Annotated in this window: 16 protein-coding genes; 9 read left to right on the forward strand and 7 right to left on the reverse strand. The window is 69.4% G+C overall.

Annotated features, from left to right (window positions below; genetic code table 11):
• Positions 1–430 precede the first annotated feature (430 nt).
• Complete coding sequence (locus tag H9658_RS10820; RefSeq protein WP_145705080.1) at positions 431–715, reverse strand: DUF4031 domain-containing protein; 285 nt, start codon at positions 713–715, stop codon at positions 431–433.
• 8 nt (positions 716–723) lie between these two features.
• Positions 724–1,266 carry a hypothetical protein gene (locus H9658_RS10825; RefSeq protein WP_191825359.1) on the reverse strand — a complete coding sequence of 181 codons (543 nt, stop codon included), beginning with the start codon at positions 1,264–1,266 and terminating at the stop codon, positions 724–726.
• A 454-nt stretch (positions 1,267–1,720) separates the two neighbouring features.
• Here H9658_RS10825 and H9658_RS10830 point away from each other — a divergent pair, with 454 nt between their 5' ends.
• Positions 1,721–2,386 (forward strand): hypothetical protein, encoded by a 666-nt coding sequence (locus H9658_RS10830; protein ID WP_225209895.1) that lies wholly within the window; start codon positions 1,721–1,723, stop codon positions 2,384–2,386.
• 241 nt (positions 2,387–2,627) lie between these two features.
• Here H9658_RS10830 and motB read toward each other — a convergent pair whose 3' ends face one another.
• The 3 genes from motB to msrB all read right to left on the reverse strand — a co-directional run bounded on the left by motB (position 2,628) and on the right by msrB (position 5,734).
• On the reverse strand, positions 2,628–3,851 hold the full coding sequence (gene motB / locus H9658_RS10835) for a flagellar motor protein MotB (protein WP_191825361.1): 1,224 nt from the start codon (positions 3,849–3,851) through the stop codon (positions 2,628–2,630).
• Positions 3,852–3,861: 10 nt separating this feature from the next.
• A complete protein-coding gene (motA, locus tag H9658_RS10840) occupies positions 3,862–4,716 on the reverse strand; it encodes a flagellar motor stator protein MotA (RefSeq protein WP_179568828.1) in 855 nt (284 codons plus the stop codon).
• A 553-nt stretch (positions 4,717–5,269) separates the two neighbouring features.
• Entirely contained in the window at positions 5,270–5,734 is a 465-nt protein-coding gene (gene msrB / locus H9658_RS10845; RefSeq protein ID WP_191825362.1) for a peptide-methionine (R)-S-oxide reductase MsrB, read from the reverse strand.
• Positions 5,735–5,872: 138 nt separating this feature from the next.
• Between msrB and H9658_RS10850 the strand changes: the two genes are divergently transcribed.
• Positions 5,873–6,271 (forward strand): hypothetical protein, encoded by a 399-nt coding sequence (locus H9658_RS10850; RefSeq protein WP_191825363.1) that lies wholly within the window; start codon positions 5,873–5,875, stop codon positions 6,269–6,271.
• Positions 6,272–6,409: 138 nt separating this feature from the next.
• Positions 6,410–6,787 (forward strand): baeRF12 domain-containing protein, encoded by a 378-nt coding sequence (locus H9658_RS10855; RefSeq protein ID WP_179568823.1) that lies wholly within the window; start codon positions 6,410–6,412, stop codon positions 6,785–6,787.
• A gap of 357 nt (positions 6,788–7,144) precedes the next feature.
• On the opposite strand, the gene H9658_RS10860 is transcribed toward H9658_RS10855, so the two are convergent.
• Positions 7,145–7,624, reverse strand: a complete 480-nt coding sequence (locus tag H9658_RS10860; RefSeq protein ID WP_179568821.1) for an Lrp/AsnC ligand binding domain-containing protein — start codon at positions 7,622–7,624, stop codon at positions 7,145–7,147.
• A 148-nt stretch (positions 7,625–7,772) separates the two neighbouring features.
• Here H9658_RS10860 and H9658_RS10865 point away from each other — a divergent pair, with 148 nt between their 5' ends.
• Together H9658_RS10865 and alr are read left to right on the forward strand one after the other, a co-directional pair.
• Positions 7,773–9,080, forward strand: a complete 1,308-nt coding sequence (locus tag H9658_RS10865; RefSeq protein WP_191825364.1) for a D-amino acid dehydrogenase — start codon at positions 7,773–7,775, stop codon at positions 9,078–9,080.
• A complete protein-coding gene (gene alr, locus H9658_RS10870) occupies positions 9,059–10,132 on the forward strand; it encodes an alanine racemase (protein WP_191825365.1) in 1,074 nt (357 codons plus the stop codon). The genes H9658_RS10865 and alr overlap by 22 nt, the downstream gene beginning before the upstream one ends.
• A 195-nt stretch (positions 10,133–10,327) precedes the next feature.
• On the opposite strand, the gene H9658_RS10875 is transcribed toward alr, so the two are convergent.
• A complete protein-coding gene (locus H9658_RS10875) occupies positions 10,328–10,897 on the reverse strand; it encodes a DUF3016 domain-containing protein (RefSeq protein ID WP_179568816.1) in 570 nt (189 codons plus the stop codon).
• Between the two features lie 207 nt (positions 10,898–11,104).
• On the opposite strand from H9658_RS10875, the gene H9658_RS10880 reads away from it, so the two are divergent.
• The 4 genes from H9658_RS10880 to H9658_RS10895 all read left to right on the forward strand — a co-directional run bounded on the left by H9658_RS10880 (position 11,105) and on the right by H9658_RS10895 (position 14,398).
• The gene (locus H9658_RS10880) at positions 11,105–11,575 is read left to right on the forward strand and encodes a hypothetical protein (RefSeq protein ID WP_191825366.1); all 471 of its coding nucleotides are present in this window, start codon (positions 11,105–11,107) and stop codon (positions 11,573–11,575) included.
• 20 nt (positions 11,576–11,595) lie between these two features.
• On the forward strand, positions 11,596–11,844 hold the full coding sequence (locus tag H9658_RS10885) for a hypothetical protein (RefSeq protein ID WP_179568107.1): 249 nt from the start codon (positions 11,596–11,598) through the stop codon (positions 11,842–11,844).
• Positions 11,845–12,033: 189 nt separating this feature from the next.
• Positions 12,034–14,037, forward strand: a complete 2,004-nt coding sequence (locus H9658_RS10890; RefSeq protein ID WP_191825367.1) for a PAS domain-containing hybrid sensor histidine kinase/response regulator — start codon at positions 12,034–12,036, stop codon at positions 14,035–14,037.
• Between the two features lie 70 nt (positions 14,038–14,107).
• Positions 14,108–14,398 carry a DUF3247 family protein gene (locus tag H9658_RS10895; RefSeq protein ID WP_191825368.1) on the forward strand — a complete coding sequence of 97 codons (291 nt, stop codon included), beginning with the start codon at positions 14,108–14,110 and terminating at the stop codon, positions 14,396–14,398.
• The last annotated feature ends 55 nt before the right edge of the window (positions 14,399–14,453 follow it).

Below are 14,453 nucleotides of genomic sequence, written 5' to 3' on the forward strand. Positions count from 1 at the left end.
ACCAGCCAAGCATCCGAAGCATCGCAGCAGCGAGCATCCGCAGCTCCCTGTGGGAGCGACTTCAGTCGCGACGCGCGAAGCGGTGGATGTTCCGACTTTGGATGCAGTCGGGACTAAGGCCCCTCCCACAGTGCATCCAGCCAACTTGCTGCAAGCTCCCTGCAGGAGCGGCTTCAGCCGCGACGAACGGAGTCCGGAACTGCGCCGGCATCGTCGGGTGTCGGGGCCGAATCCCCTCCTGCAGCGCACCAGCCAAGCATCCGAAGCATCGCAGCAGCGAGCATCCGCAGCTCCCTGTGGGAGCGACTTCAGTCGCGACGCGCGGAGTCGCAGGCCGTTACCGCGCCGGCCGCTGCGGGGAGCGGCATCCCAACGCATCCGCAAGCCCGCGCCACCGCAATGCGCCGTACTCCGATGCCGCCATGCATGTTCAATCGGCTTCGCCGCGCGCCTGCGCGCGGGCCTGGCGGATCAGCGCCTTCATCAGTGCGCGATCGGTGTGCCGCGACACCGGCACCGCGCCGAGCCGGATCGCTTCGTCGCGCAAGGCGGCGGGCACGTCGTAGTGCGCGCCGCTGAGCTTGTTCTGGAAGGCGCGGCGGGGAATGCCCAGCCGCGCCGCCATCGCATGCAGTTCGTCCAGCGTATCGGCAAGCAGGTGTCCCCAGCGCTGGCCGCGCCAGGGATGCACCGCATCGTCGATGTAGACCGCCATCGCGCCGATCAGGCTGGCTTGTGCTTGCCGTCGGCGTCCGCGTCCGCGTCGGCGTCCGTGGTCGCCACCGCGTCGCTTGCCTTGCCCGCCGATGCCTCGGCATCCGCGTCTTCGGCAGCAGCGTCGCTCGCCTCGGCGACGCCGTCTTCTTCGGCGTCCGCATCGCCATCGCTCTCGGCGAACTCGGCGACCAGCGCGTCCAGGTACTCGGCCGCGGTCTTGCCCTCGTCGGCGGCAAGGTCGTCGATCATCTGCTGCAACTGGGTCGAATAGTCCAGGGTGATGGTCTTGCCTTCCTGCTCCTGCACGTTGGCCAGATGCTTGAGCATCGCCAGCATCGGCACCGGGTTGTCGGCGTTGCCCATGGTCTGGCCGCCGACCGACAGCAGCCACTCGTTGCCCTGCAGGCCGATCGCGGCCAGCACGCGGCCACTTTCGTCCTGCAGCACGGCGTGGTTGGCGATGGGCTGGTCGCGGCCCAGTCGGGCAAAGGCGCGCTTGGGTTGCTGCTTCTTGCGCTTGTCGCGCTTGGCTTTGGATTGCTTGGACACGTTCGTCTCGCTCGCGGAGTGACCGCCATTGTAAGCGGGGCGGCCGGGCATGACCTTCGGCAGGCTTGACTACATCTGTAGGCATGGCTAGTTTGACTACAGTTGTAGCTATCCAGTCCTGTCACCGCTGCCCGCTCGCGAGCGGCGGATTTACAGCGAGGGCAGCGGTGCATCCGGTACCGAAGTCGGCGACGCGCGTTCGCGTCGCCGCTCGGGCCGCTGGTCGCTACGGCCCAGGTCATCGCTTCGCCCATCCGCCATGCCCACAAGGAGATCCGCCATGCTGCACTCCAACACCCCACTCTGGCGCCGCGGCGCCGCACTGCTGGTTCTGGCCGGCGCCATCGCGTGCGTACAGGCGAGCGCCCAGGATGCGGCCTCCGACATTGCCGAACCGGCCGAACCGGCGTCGCCCGCAATGCCGCCTGTTCCGCCCGTGCCACCGGTGCCGCCGGTGCCGCCCGCGCCCGTGGCCGGCGCGCATCGGCTGACGAACACTTCCACCATCACCCTCCTGTCCGACGATCGCCGCAACGCCTCGGTGCTGTTCGAAAAATCCAGCACCAACATGTACGGCAGCAGCGACGACCTGCGCGAGGCGCGGCGCGCGCGCCACGGCGAGGAGACGCTGTGGTGGATCCGCAGGGACGGCAAGCGCTACGTGGTACGCGATGCGGCCACGATCCAGCAGTTGAAGGCCGCGTACGCGCCGGTCGAAGCGCTGGGGCGGCAACAGGGCGAGCTGGGCGAGCGGCAGGGGCGGTTGGGCACGCGCCAGGGCGAGATCGGCCGGCAACAGGGCGCCATCGCACAGGGCCAGGCAGGCCAGGCGATGGAGGAGGCCAGGCGCGCCAGCGAGCAGGCGCGGCTTGCCGCCAGCGGCGGCCAGGCCGCTGCCCGATCCGCGGCACGTACCGATGCCGCGCATGCGGACTTCGCGCAGCAGATGGCGGCCCTGGAAACGCGCCAATCGGCATTGGCCGAGCAACAGGAGGTGTTGGCCCGGCAACAGGAAGTGCTGGCAAAGCGCCAGCAGGTCGCCAACGCGACGCTGCAACGCGACATCGAACGCATCACCCGCCAGGCGATCGCGCAGGGCGTGGCGCAACCGCTGCCGTAATGAGAAGCGCTGCGTCGCGTCGCTGGCTATCCGTCGGGGTTGAAATCCCTCCTGCGATTCACCCGGCCAGTTGGCCGCGAGCCCTTGTAGGAGCGGCTTCAGCCGCGACGAGCGAAGTCGGGAACCGCGACGCCATGGCCGCGAGCTTCTTCAGGAGTTGGTCGCGACCTGGCTTGATCGGGACAGTTCCGGCCGTGGCCGGAGCCTGCGCAGGCCGGATACAGCCCGAGAGGAAACGGCGTCAGCGTTGCGCCGGACTCTCGGCGGCTGTCGCCGTTGCCGGCGACGGCGCGGCACTGTTGCGCGGCGTGTTGCCGGTGACGCTGTTGACCGCGCGGATCGCTTCGCGGGCGGCGTCGGCCGCGGCCTCCGGTGAGGTGGTGCGCGGCGGCGCGATCGTCACCGTCGCCGGCTTGGCGATGCCTGCCGCCGGAGCCGCCGCATTCGCTGCCGGAGTCGCGGTTGGCACCGTCGCCGGAACCGCAGTCGCACTCGTAGCCCGCGCCGGCGCCGACGCAGCGCCGCCAGCGCTCAAGTCCGGCACCTTGGTGTCGGCATCGTTCTGCCGCTGGCCCAGCGCCACGGCGTGATCGCTGCCGGCCAGCGCCGCATCCTCGGCGTCCTTGGTCATCACCACGATGCTGATGCGCCGGTTGATCGGGTTGTCCGGATTCTGCTTGTCGAACAGCACCGAGGACGACAGGCCGACCACGCGCGAAACCTTGTCCTCGCCCATGCCGCCGGCGACCAGTTCGCGCCGCGCCGCATTGGCGCGGTCCGCGCTCAGCTCCCAGTTGCTGTAGCCGTTCTTGCCGCTGTACTGGGTGACGTCGGTGTGGCCGGTGATGCTGATGTGGTTGGGCACTTCGTTGATGAAGCCGGACAGCTCGTGCAGGATGTCGCGGGTATAGGGTTTGAGCACCGCGCTGCCGATGTCGAACATCGGCCGGTTCTCCTTGTCCACGATCTGGATGCGCAGGCCGTCCGGGGTCAGGTCCAGCAACAGCTGGTCCTTGAACGGCTCCAGCGCCTGGCTCTTGTCGATCGCTTCCTTCAGGTCCTGCATCAGCGTTTCCAGCCGCTGCTTTTCCTTCTCGCGTTGCGCCGTCTTGCTTTCCGTGTCTCCGGCCAGGCTCTTGCTGCCGAACGGATCCTTGTTGTTGCCGCGCTGTATGTCGGCGCTGCCGCCGAGCTTGATCATCGAGGTGCTGGCGCCGCCGGGGCCGGCCATGCCCGGACTCGGCGCCGGGCTCTTGCCCTCCAGCGGGCTGGGATTGCGGAAGTATTCGGAGATCGCCATGCGCTGTTCCTTGGTGGTGGCCGCGACCAGCCACAGCACCAGGAAGAACGCCATCATCGCGGTCACGAAGTCGGCGAACGCCACCTTCCAGGCGCCGCCATGATGGCCGCCGCCCTGGACCTTCTTGACCCGGCGGATGACGACGGTAGCTTTGGCTTCGGGCATGGCGGCAGCGCTACTTGATCGTCTTCAGGTGCGTCTCGAAGTCCGAGAAGCTCGGCCGCACGTTGCTCGGCAGGGTCTTGCGCGCGAACTCCAGCGCGATCTTCGGGTTGTAGCCGCGCAGGCAGGCCAGCAGGGCGGTCTTCACCGACTCGAAGATGCGGCTGTCCTGTTCGGCGCGCGCTTCCATCGCCGCCGCCAGCGGAGCGACGAAGCCATACGCCAGCAGGATGCCGAGGAAGGTGCCGACCAGCGCGGCGCCGACGTGGTGGCCGATCTCCTCGATCGGGCCGCCGATCGAGCCCATGGTGATGACGATGCCCAGCACCGCGGCGACGATGCCGAAGCCGGGCAGGCCGTCGGAGACCTTGCTCAACGCATGCGCCGGCGCCATCGCCTCGTGGTGGTGCTTCTCCAGCTCCAGCTCCAGCAGCGGCTCCAGTTCGTGCGGCTCGATGTTGCTGCCGATCATCAGGCGCAGGCAGTCGGTGATGAAGTCGAGCAGGTGGTGGTCGGCCAGCACCTTCGGATAATTGCTGAAGATCGCGCTTTCGGCCGGTTTCTCCACGTGATCTTCCAGCGCCATGAAGCCGTCGCGCCGCGCCTTGTTCAGCAGTTCGTAGATCAGGGTCAGGGTGGCCCGGTAGTCGTCGGACTTGTACCTCGGGCCCTTGAACACGCCGGCGATGTCGACGAAGGTCGCCTTGACGATCTTGCCGGGGGTGCTGACCAAGAACGCACCCAGCGCCGCACCGCCGATGATCAGCAATTCATAAGGCTGCCACAGCGCGCCGAGCTTGCCGTGCGAGAGCACGTAGCCGCCGACCACGCTGATGATGACGACAAGGAAGCCAACAATGATGAGCATGGCGGAAGCAGCCTGCGAGCCGTGAACGGGGATACCTCCATTTCGGCCCGGCGGCGGCTTTCTGAAGGCGGCGGCACGGCCGCGCCTGCGTGAAGACGCATCTGAAGGCGTCATGTTTGTCGTCGCTGCGGCGACGTACGCCGGCGTGTGGAGGCCTGGCTTCAGCCGGCTGCGCCGCTGCCTTGGCGCATTCCCTCGAGCGTATCGCCGTGCTCGAACAGGCTGAGCGTGGCGGCATCGCGCGGAGGGTTCCAGCACACGTTGCCCTCGGCCTTGGCATGCCGCGCTGTCCGCGTCGACCCGATGCACGCGCAGAGGACAGCCGAGCATCGGCAGCGCCACACGTTCGCGCGGCGCAGCGAATGCGGCCTGCGCCGCTATGCCGCGGTGCCATGGCACGCGCAGCGCATGGGCCTGCAGGCCTGCGCTGGCGGCCGGGTGCGGTGTGGTGTGGATCCGTGTCCGCGCGCGCTGCGCGGCAGGATCGCTAAACAACCAAGAGGGGACCCATGCCGGGACCCCTCCGCGTCGCGCGGCGCCAGGCCGTCGCCGGTCAGGCCGGTTCGGTGTCGCCGCCGCCGCGCTGCAACGGGTTCGGCAGCGCCTGGCCCTGTACGGTGAATTGCAGCGACACCGAGTTCAGGCAATGCCGCTCGCCGCTCGGCGGCGGGCCGTCCGGGAACACGTGGCCGAGATGGCTGTCGCAGCGTGCACAGACGATTTCGGTGCGGATCATGCCGTGGCTGGTGTCGCGGATCTCGCGCACGTGGGCCGGATGGTAGGGCGCGAAGAAGCTGGGCCAGCCGGTGCCGGAATCGAACTTGGCGCTGGAACGGAACAACGGCAGGCCGCACAGCCGGCAGCTGTAGACGCCCTCCAGCTTGTTGTCCAGGAACACGCCGCAGAACGGCGCCTCGGTGCCGTGCTGCAGCAGCACCCGCCGCTCTTCGTCGTTGAGCCCGGCGATCAACTGCTCGCGTTCGGCGGACGTGGGAGGCGTGAGGTCGAATCGGCTCATGGCAGGGGCCTGTGACGCGGAAGGATGCGCACAAGATGAGGGCGGCGGCGCCGCGATCAAGCCGCAGCGGCGGGGCATCGACGTGGCGCCCCGCTTGCGCTAGCGTCGGCGTTCCGATCACGGTGCTACGGAGCGGTTGTGCATCCTTCCCTCATTCGCCTGGCGGCCATCGCGTTGCTGGCACCGGCGCTGGCGACGGCGCAGAGCCTGAATCCGGCCCCGTCGTCGCCGACCGCCACCCGCCAGTCGACCGCGCTGGAATCGGCGCCGGTGCCCAAGGCCGCGCCGGTGCGGTCCAGCCTGGACGATCGCCCGGCGTCCTCGCAGTCGCCCGCGCACAAGCCGGCCAAGGCCAAGCCGGCACCCGCCAACGGTGCCAATGCCGCCGCCGACCGCCGCCCGGTCAAGCTGTACGACCGCGGCGGCCGCGTCATTCCCGGCGCGGTGCAGGTCGGTCCCAACCGCGTGCTGGACACGCGCAGCGGCCGCTACTACAGCACCGTGCCCAGCGGCGACGGCCAGCGCATCAACGAGTAGGCGCCGATCGGCGGCCGGCATGGCCGCGGCGTGAAAGCGCGGCAACGGTCCGTGGTCGCGATCCTCACGAACCGCTTCCTAGACTGGCCCGACGCAGGCGCTCCCGCTGCCTGCGCCGTACCTTTGCTAGGAGAACCGATGAGCAAGCTTCCCGACAACACCCTGGTGGTCGTCGCCGATCGCGTCAGCGCACGCCTGTTCCGCACCAATCTGGCCGGCCAGACCTCGCTGCTGGAGCAGACCGAAGTGCTGACGCCCACGCCGATCGAGGGCGTCGAAGACGGCGACCGGCCGATGACCATGGACGAGGCCGGCTTCGTCCGCCAGCTGGCCGAGCGCCTGTACCAGAGCGCGCTGCGCAGCGACTTCGAGCACCTGGTGCTGGTCGCCGACCCGCAGACCCTGGGCCAGCTGCGGCCGCTGCTGCACAAGGAAGTCCAGAAGCGGGTGGTGTCGGAACTGGCCAAGAACCACGCGCACACCTCGCGCGACGAGCTGGAAAAGCTGCTGGCGTAAGCGCGTCCGTCGCGCAGGCCGCAGCGGCATGCGCCCACTCCCTTCTCCCCTCGGGACCATGGTCCCCTTTTCGGGGGAAGGTGCCCGAAGGGTGGATGAGGTTACAGGCGCAGCCTTATGCACCCAACTCCGCGAGACGCTTCGCGCCGTACCCTCACCCCAACCCCTCTCCCGATGGGAGAGGGGCTAGGGCTGCTCCCTTCTCCCGTCGGGAGAAGGTGCCCCGAAGGGGCGGATGAGGGTACGGGCGCAGCCTCGTGCACCCAAATGCCGCGAGCCGCTTCGCGCCGTACCCTCACCCAACCCCCTCTCTCCCACGGGACTTCCTTCGGTCGCCGGCGGGAGAGGGGCTTACGCTCAGTCGGCGATCGGCAGGCTCAGCGTCTCCTTCACTTCTTCCATCACGATGTAGCTCTTGGACTCGCGCACGTGCGGCAGGGTCAGCAGGGTGCTGCCGAGCAGCTTGCGGTACGAGGCCATCTCGCTGATCCGCGCCTTGAGCAGGTAGTCGAAGTCGCCGGAGACGAGGTGGCACTCCAGCACATTGGGCAGCTTCAGCGCAGCGCGGCGGAACTCCTCGAAGATGTCGCCGGACTTGTAGGCCAGGCTGATCTCCACGAACACCAGCAGGCTGGCCTTGAGGAAGTGCGGGTCCAGCCGCGCGTAGTAGCCGGTGATGGCGCCATCGCGTTCCAGCCGGCGCACCCGCTCGGTGCACGGCGTGGTCGACAGGCCGACCCGCTCACCCAGTTCGGTGAAGGAAATACGCCCTTCCTGCTGCAGAATGCGCAGGATCTTGCGGTCGATCTTGTCCAGTTCGCGGGCGCGTGCGGCCATGGCGCGGGTCTCGGTGGGCTGGGGCAGGGGATTGCCCTGCCGGGAATTCGAAAATCAGCGGAAAATCCTGGCTTGCGCTCCATATACTGCGCCTAAACCCATCCGTGGCGCCATTCAGCCAGGGATTTGATCCGACAGAGGTAAGCGCATGCGGGTTCTGGTTCTCGGCAGCGGTGTGATCGGCACGGCCACGGCGTGGTATCTGGCGCGCAGCGGCTGCGAGGTGACGGTGGTCGATCGCCAGCCCGCGGCCGCGCTGGAGACCAGCTATGCCAACGCCGGCCAGGTGTCGCCCGGCTACGCCTCGCCGTGGGCGGCGCCCGGGGTGCCGCTGAAGGCGCTGAAATGGTTGTTCCAGCGCCACGCGCCGCTGGCCATCACCCCCACCGGCGACATCCGCCAATACCTGTGGCTGGCGCAGATGCTGCGCAACTGCACCGCCGAGCGCTATGCGATCAACAAGGCGCGCATGGTGCGGCTGTCCGAGTACAGCCGCGACTGCCTGGACCAGCTGCGCGCCGACACCGGCATCGCCTACGAAGGCCGCCAGCTCGGCACCACCCAGCTGTTCCGCACCCAGGCGCAGCTGGACGGCGCGGCCAAGGACATCGAGGTGCTGCGCGAGTACGGCGTGCCCTACGAACTGCTCGACCGCGCCGGCATCGCCCGGATCGAGCCGGCGCTGGCCAGCGCCCCGGCCACCCTGGTCGGCGCGCTGCGCCTGCCCAACGACCAGACCGGCGATTGCCGCCTGTTCACCCAGCGCCTGGCCGCGCTGGCCGCTGCGGCCGGCGTGCAGTTCCGCTACGGCGAGACGATCGACGGCCTGCATGCCGAGGGCGACCGCCTCGACGGCGTGCGCATCGGCGGCCGCCTGGAGCGCGCCGACCGCTACGTGGTCGCCCTGGGCAGCTATTCTCCGCAGCTGCTCGCGCCGCTGGGCATCCGCCTGCCGGTGTATCCGTTGAAGGGCTATTCGCTCACGTTGCCGATCCGCGACGCGGCGCTGGCCCCGATGTCCACGATCCTCGACGAAACCTACAAAGTGGCGATCACCCGCTTCGACCAGCGCATCCGCGTCGGCGGCATGGCCGAACTGGCCGGCTTCGACCTGTCGCTGCCGGCGCGGCGCCGCGCCACCCTGGAAAACGTAGTGAACGACCTGTACCCGCGCGGCGGCGATCTGGCCCGCGCCGAATTCTGGACCGGGCTGCGCCCGGCCACGCCCGACGGCACTCCGGTGGTCGGCGCCACCGGCTACCGCAACCTGTTCCTCAACACCGGCCACGGCACCCTGGGCTGGACCATGGCCTGCGGCTCCGGTCGCTACCTGGCCGACCTGATCGCCCAGCGCCGGCCGCAGATCAGCGGCGAGGGCCTGGACATTTTCCGTTATTCGCGTGGCGCCTCGGCGCCCGTCGCAGAGGCAAGTTCGTGCGCCCAGCCCGTGCGTTGATCGATCTGCAGGCGCTGCGCCACAACTACCGCCTGGCCCGGCGACTGGGCGGCGGCAAGGCGCTGGCGGTGGTCAAGGCCGATGCCTACGGGCACGGCGCGGTGGCCTGCGCGCGCGCGCTGGAAGCGGAGGCCGACGGCTTCGCGGTGGCCTGCATCGAGGAGGCGCTGGAGCTGCGCCAGGCCGGCATCGCCGCGCCGATCCTGCTGCTGGAAGGCTTCTTCGACGCCGACGAACTGCCGCTGATCGCCGAGCACCGGCTGTGGTGCGCGGTGGCCTCGCCGTGGCAGGTGGAGGCGATCGCCGCCTATGCCGCGCCGCAACCGCTGTGCCTGTGGCTGAAGCTGGACAGCGGCATGCACAGGCTGGGCCTGGCGCCCGACGAATTCCGTGCCGCGCATGCGCGGCTGAGCGCGCTGGCGCAGGTCGAGCGGCTGGTGCTGATGAGCCATTTCGCGCGCGCCGACGAACTGGACAGCGCGCGCACCCTGGAGCAGGCCGAGGTGTTCCGCCAGGCCACCGCCGGCCTGGCCGGCGAGACCAGCCTGTGCAATTCGCCGGGCCTGCTGGGCTGGCCGCAACTGCACAGCGACTGGGGCCGGCCCGGGCTGATGCTGTACGGCGCCGACCCGTTCGCCGCCGGCGCCGAGCTGCCGGGCGAGCTGCGCCCGGTGATGACCCTGCAGTCCAAGGTGATCGCGGTACGCGAGCTGGCGGTCGGCGAGCCGGTGGGCTACGGCGCGCGTTTCGTCGCGCCGCGGCCGACCCGGGTCGGCGTGGTGGCGATCGGCTATGCCGACGGCTATCCGCAGTTCGCGCCGAACGGCACCCCGGTGCTGATCGACGGGGCGCCCGGCGCGCTGATCGGGCGGGTGTCGATGGACATGCTGACCGTGGATCTCACCGAGCACCCGCAGGCCGGGCTCGGCAGCGAGGTGCAACTGTGGGGCGCGCAGCCGCGCATCGACACCCTGGCGGCACGCTGCAGCTCCAGCGCCTACCGCCTGCTGTGCGGACTCAAGCGCGCGCCGCGGCAGTACCTGGACGGCTGAGCGGCCGCCGGCGCCTGACCGGCGCCGCACCTTGTAGGAGCGGCTTTAGCCGCGACAGGCGGAGCGACAGACCTCCGGCGTCGGATACCGCCGGGGCTGAAGCCCCTCCTGCGTGCACCCAGCACCCTCACCGCGAGCGCCTTGTAGGAGCGGCTTCAGCCGCGACAGACAGGCACCCGAAGACACGCCACCCGCTCAGCGCTCGGCCACCGCCGCCTTGTCGCGGAACTGGCGACGCAGCCAGTCGTCGAGCATCCGCTTCTCGTAGCGCAGCGGGTCGGTATTCAGGCCGATCGAACTGTTCATCAGGTAGCTGCTGTCGAGCAGCTTGCGCTCGCCCTGCTCCAGCACCTGTCCATCGGCGCCGTACAGGGTGAACGTCAGGCTGATCCGCGGCGGGTAGATGTCGCGCATCACCCGCACATCGTTCCATTGCGGGCCGTGCCAGGACTCGTAGTCGCCGGCGCGCTTGATGTCGGTCAGCTCCACCTCCAGCCGCTGGCCGGGCGCCAGTTGCTTGCTGGCGCGCTGCTGCAGGTAATCGGCCAGGTCGCGCACCCAGTCGCCGCGCTGCGCTTCCCAGCGATTGCGGCTGTAGCGCAGTTCGCTGAAGGCGGCGGGGTCGGTCCAGCGCACCTGCACCGGGCTGTCGCCCTCGGTGCTGCGCGCGGCCTGCGGATCGGTGACGTTGCGGACTTCGGCGGAGGCGCCGCCCGCCACCAGGCAGGCCAGGGCCAGCGCCGTCCAGGCATATCGGATCTTCATCGCGGATCTCCACGGAAACGGCCCCGCCAGTGTGTGCCTGCGCGGGCGCCGCCGCAATCGCGCCGCGCCCGCCGGCCGCCATCGTTCTCCGCCGGTTCATGGGCCCTGGCATGTGACGTGCGGTTCACGCTGCGTCGCCGCGTGCTTCACGCCGCCCGCGCGACCATCCGCACATTCACACATGAACACGATTCGGGGATCGATCGCATGAAGATGCCGCTGTTCCACCAGGCCCACGCAGCGACGGACGTCCGCCTGCAGTTCATCGACTGGGCCAAGCGGCATGGGCACAGCCCGGCGAGCGGTGCGGCCAGTTTCGTCGATCAGCAGGCCGACCTGGACGCGGCGGCGCGCCACCTGCGCCTGAACCCGGGCGAAGACGTGCGTCAGGAACTGCGCCGCTACCTGGCCTCGCTGGGCGAGCAGCAGGACGTGGCGGTGCAGTTTCCGCCGATCTATGCCTACCGCAGTCCGCAGGGGCAGGCGTTCCGCTATTCGCTGACCCTGGTCCTGGCCGAGAGCGGGGTCGAGTGGAAGGCGCGGGTCTGGACCGGCCTGGAATACCTGGGCCTGATCGTGGGCCGCGGCGCCGGCCCGCGCGCGAACTACACGCGCCTGGCGCGGATGGCGGTGGAGCACGAACTGGCCAGCGACAGCCCGCGTTTCACGCTGGGCTAGAAGAGACAAGGAGACCACGCATGTCCTATGCAATCGCGCCCGACGACGTCGCCGCGCCCGAACAGTGCCGGCAGCAATGCCGCGAACTGGGGGTGGTGCGGGTGCAGCAGATGCTGGATCAGTCGCCACCGCCGCCGTGGCGGCAGGAGGCCGAACGCTGGCTGGAAGAGCAGGCGCTGCGCAGCGCGCGGCTGACCCAATGGGGCGTCATCGCCGGTATCGCGCTGTCCTTGCTGGGGATCGTGCTGGTCGTCGCTTTTCTCTGGTGACCCGGTGCGGCTGCAGCACCGGCCAGCCTGGCCGGCTTGACGGCAGCGGAGCGGCTTAACAAGATGCAGGGTCAGTCGCGCTGTTCCGGGCTGAGCATTTTCCGGTCCTGAGCCATCGTCATCGCGCCGCAGGCGCGGAGCGCGTCGTCGCCTCTGCCACCGCAGGCCGTCTCCAGAGCAAACTCCCTCATGCATGTCAGCACCGAATCTTCCTCCACGTCGCGCACGCAGGCGTCGGGCCTGCACTACCGCGAGATCTTCGACAAGATCGACTCCGGTTTCTGCGTGGTGCAGGTGCTGTTCGACGAAGCCCGACGCGCCGTCGATTACGTGTTCCTGGAGGTCAATCTGGCGTTCGAGCGCGAGACCGGCATGCGCGACGTGATCGGCCGGCGCATGCGCGAGCTGTCGCCGACCCACGAGGAACACTGGTTCCGCGCGTACGGCGAGGTCGCGCTGAGCGGGCGCTCGACCAAGTTTGAGAACTACGCGTCCGCGCTGGGCCGCTGGTGGGCGGTGGATGCGTTCCGCATCGGTGCGCCGGAACAGTGCCTGGTCGCCGTGCAGTTCCTCGACATCACCGAACGCAAGCGCGTGGAGCGCGACCTGGCCGAGAGCGAGGCGCGCTTCAGCGCGCTCGCCGAGGGCCTGCCGATGCCGGTCTGGGTGCTGGACGCCACCGGCCAGTTGCGCTTCACCAATACCGCCTACGCCGAATTCTTCGGCATCGACCTGCAGGCCGACGACGCGCAGCCGGGTTGGGGCGACGTGCTGCATCCGCAGGACGCCGGCGTGTTCGCCTTCGAACTGCGCAGCGCGCTGGAAGAACAACGCAACCTGCGCGCGCTGGTGCGGGCGCGCCGCCACGACGGCGCCTGGCGCTGGGTGGAAATGACCGCGGTGCCGCGCTATTCGGCCGAGGGCGAGTTCATCGGCCTGGCCGGCAGCAGCCCGGACGTCACCGAGCGCCGCGACATCGAACTGGCCCGCGAACAGCTGCTGGAATCGGAGCGTAGCGCGCGCAACGCCGCCGAGAGCATGGCGCGGCTGAAGGACGAATTCCTGGCCACGCTGTCGCACGAGCTGCGCACCCCGCTGACCACGATCCTGGGCTGGAGCGACCTGCTGCTGCAACGGCTGCCGCCGGGCGATCCGAGCAGCAAGGGCCTGTCGGTGATCGCCAGCAGCGCGCGCGCGCAACAGCGGCTGATCTCGGACATGCTCGATCTCAGCAGCATGCTGCTGGGCAAGGTGCAGCTGGAAATCGAGACGCTGGACCTGACCGAGCAGGTGCGCGAGGCGCTGCGCGCGCAGGAGCCGGTGGCCGAAGGCAAGGACCAGGCGCTGAGCCTGCGCGAGCCGCCGCAGCCGTGCCTGGTGCTGGGCGATGCCACGCGCCTGCAGCAGGTGTTCTGGAACCTGTTGTCGAACGCGATCAAGTTCACCCCGGCGCATGGGCGGATCGAGCTGGTGATCGACCTCGATGCCGATGGCGAGCACGTGACGGTGGCGGTGCGCGATTCCGGCGACGGCATTCCGCCGGACTTCCTGCCGCACCTGTTCGGCCGGTTCCGCCAGGCCGACGGCACCACCACGCGTCTGCACGGCGGGCTCGGCCTGGGCCTGGCGATCGTGCAGCAGCTGGTGGAAATGCATGGCGGCCAGGTCAGCGCCGCCAGCGACGGCCGCGGCTGCGGTTCGGTGTTCACCGTGCGCCTGCCATTGCACCGCAATACGCCGGGCAAGCGGCCGCTGCGCGAGGTGCGCGCCTTCGCGATGGCCGAGCAGGTGGTGGAGGCGTACGCGCTGAAGGGCATGCGCCTGTTGGCGGTGGAAGACCAGCCGGACATGCTCGAATACCTGCGGCGGCTGCTCGAGGAGCAGGGCGCCGAAGTGGTCGCGGCCGGTTCCGCCAGCGAGGCGCTGGCGGTGCTCGACGATGGCGGCCACGCCCGCATCGACGTGATGGTCACCGATATCGGTATGCCTGGCATGGACGGCTACGGCCTGATCCGCACGATCCGCGAGAACATGGGCCTGCAGGCGGCCGAGTTGCCGGCGGTGGCGGTGACCGCGCTGGCGCGCGACGACGATCGGCAGCGCGCCTTGCAGTCCGGTTTCCAGGAGCATCTGGCCAAGCCGTACAGCGTGGCGCAGTTGGTGTCCGCGGTGCGTTTCGCACGGCAGGGGTAGCCCCGGCGTTTTTCCCGGGCATTCACGCCATGGCCGCTAGCGTTCCCGGTTTCCCTCGCTGGAGAGACGCATGAGCAAATACGCCGACGCGGTGCACACCGATCCGGATGCCATCGCCGCGCTGCAGGCATGGTTGCCGCACTTGCCGGAACAGGCGCAGGTCCTGGTGCTGCTGGACGACGGCACCCAGGTCAGCGGCACGGTCTCGGTGCGGCCCACCTTGCAGACCTTTCGCGACCACCACGAGCACGAGGGCATCAACGGCGTGCTGCGGCTGGACGATCTGCTGGATCCTGCGCAGCAGCACTACATCTGGCTGGACCGGATCCGCGAAGTGCAGCCGTTGGCCCCCGTATCGTGACCGCGGTATGCCCGCGCGTCGCCGCAATTGACATCTATTTCACGTTTGCCGAGCG

Origin of the sequence: Xanthomonas bonasiae (genome assembly GCF_014836395.1) — a bacterium.
Taxonomy (GTDB): domain Bacteria; phylum Pseudomonadota; class Gammaproteobacteria; order Xanthomonadales; family Xanthomonadaceae; genus Xanthomonas_A; species Xanthomonas_A bonasiae.

What these genes read in the sequence shown, in the direction of transcription:
- H9658_RS10875 (WP_179568816.1), bottom strand. Translation starts at nt 10,897, where the DNA reads ATGAAGATCCGATATGCCTGGACGGCGCTGGCCCTGGCCTGCCTGGTG.
- H9658_RS10885 (WP_179568107.1), top strand. Translation starts at nt 11,596, where the DNA reads ATGTCCTATGCAATCGCGCCCGACGACGTCGCCGCGCCCGAACAGTGC.
- H9658_RS10820 (WP_145705080.1), bottom strand. Translation starts at nt 715, where the DNA reads ATGGCGGTCTACATCGACGATGCGGTGCATCCCTGGCGCGGCCAGCGC.
- H9658_RS10855 (WP_179568823.1), top strand. Translation starts at nt 6,410, where the DNA reads ATGAGCAAGCTTCCCGACAACACCCTGGTGGTCGTCGCCGATCGCGTC.
- H9658_RS10860 (WP_179568821.1), bottom strand. Translation starts at nt 7,624, where the DNA reads ATGGCCGCACGCGCCCGCGAACTGGACAAGATCGACCGCAAGATCCTG.
- motA (WP_179568828.1), bottom strand. Translation starts at nt 4,716, where the DNA reads ATGCTCATCATTGTTGGCTTCCTTGTCGTCATCATCAGCGTGGTCGGC.
- H9658_RS10880 (WP_191825366.1), top strand. Translation starts at nt 11,105, where the DNA reads ATGAAGATGCCGCTGTTCCACCAGGCCCACGCAGCGACGGACGTCCGC.
- msrB (WP_191825362.1), bottom strand. Translation starts at nt 5,734, where the DNA reads ATGAGCCGATTCGACCTCACGCCTCCCACGTCCGCCGAACGCGAGCAG.
- motB (WP_191825361.1), bottom strand. Translation starts at nt 3,851, where the DNA reads ATGCCCGAAGCCAAAGCTACCGTCGTCATCCGCCGGGTCAAGAAGGTC.
- H9658_RS10895 (WP_191825368.1), top strand. Translation starts at nt 14,108, where the DNA reads ATGAGCAAATACGCCGACGCGGTGCACACCGATCCGGATGCCATCGCC.
- H9658_RS10890 (WP_191825367.1), top strand. Translation starts at nt 12,034, where the DNA reads ATGCATGTCAGCACCGAATCTTCCTCCACGTCGCGCACGCAGGCGTCG.
- H9658_RS10865 (WP_191825364.1), top strand. Translation starts at nt 7,773, where the DNA reads ATGCGGGTTCTGGTTCTCGGCAGCGGTGTGATCGGCACGGCCACGGCG.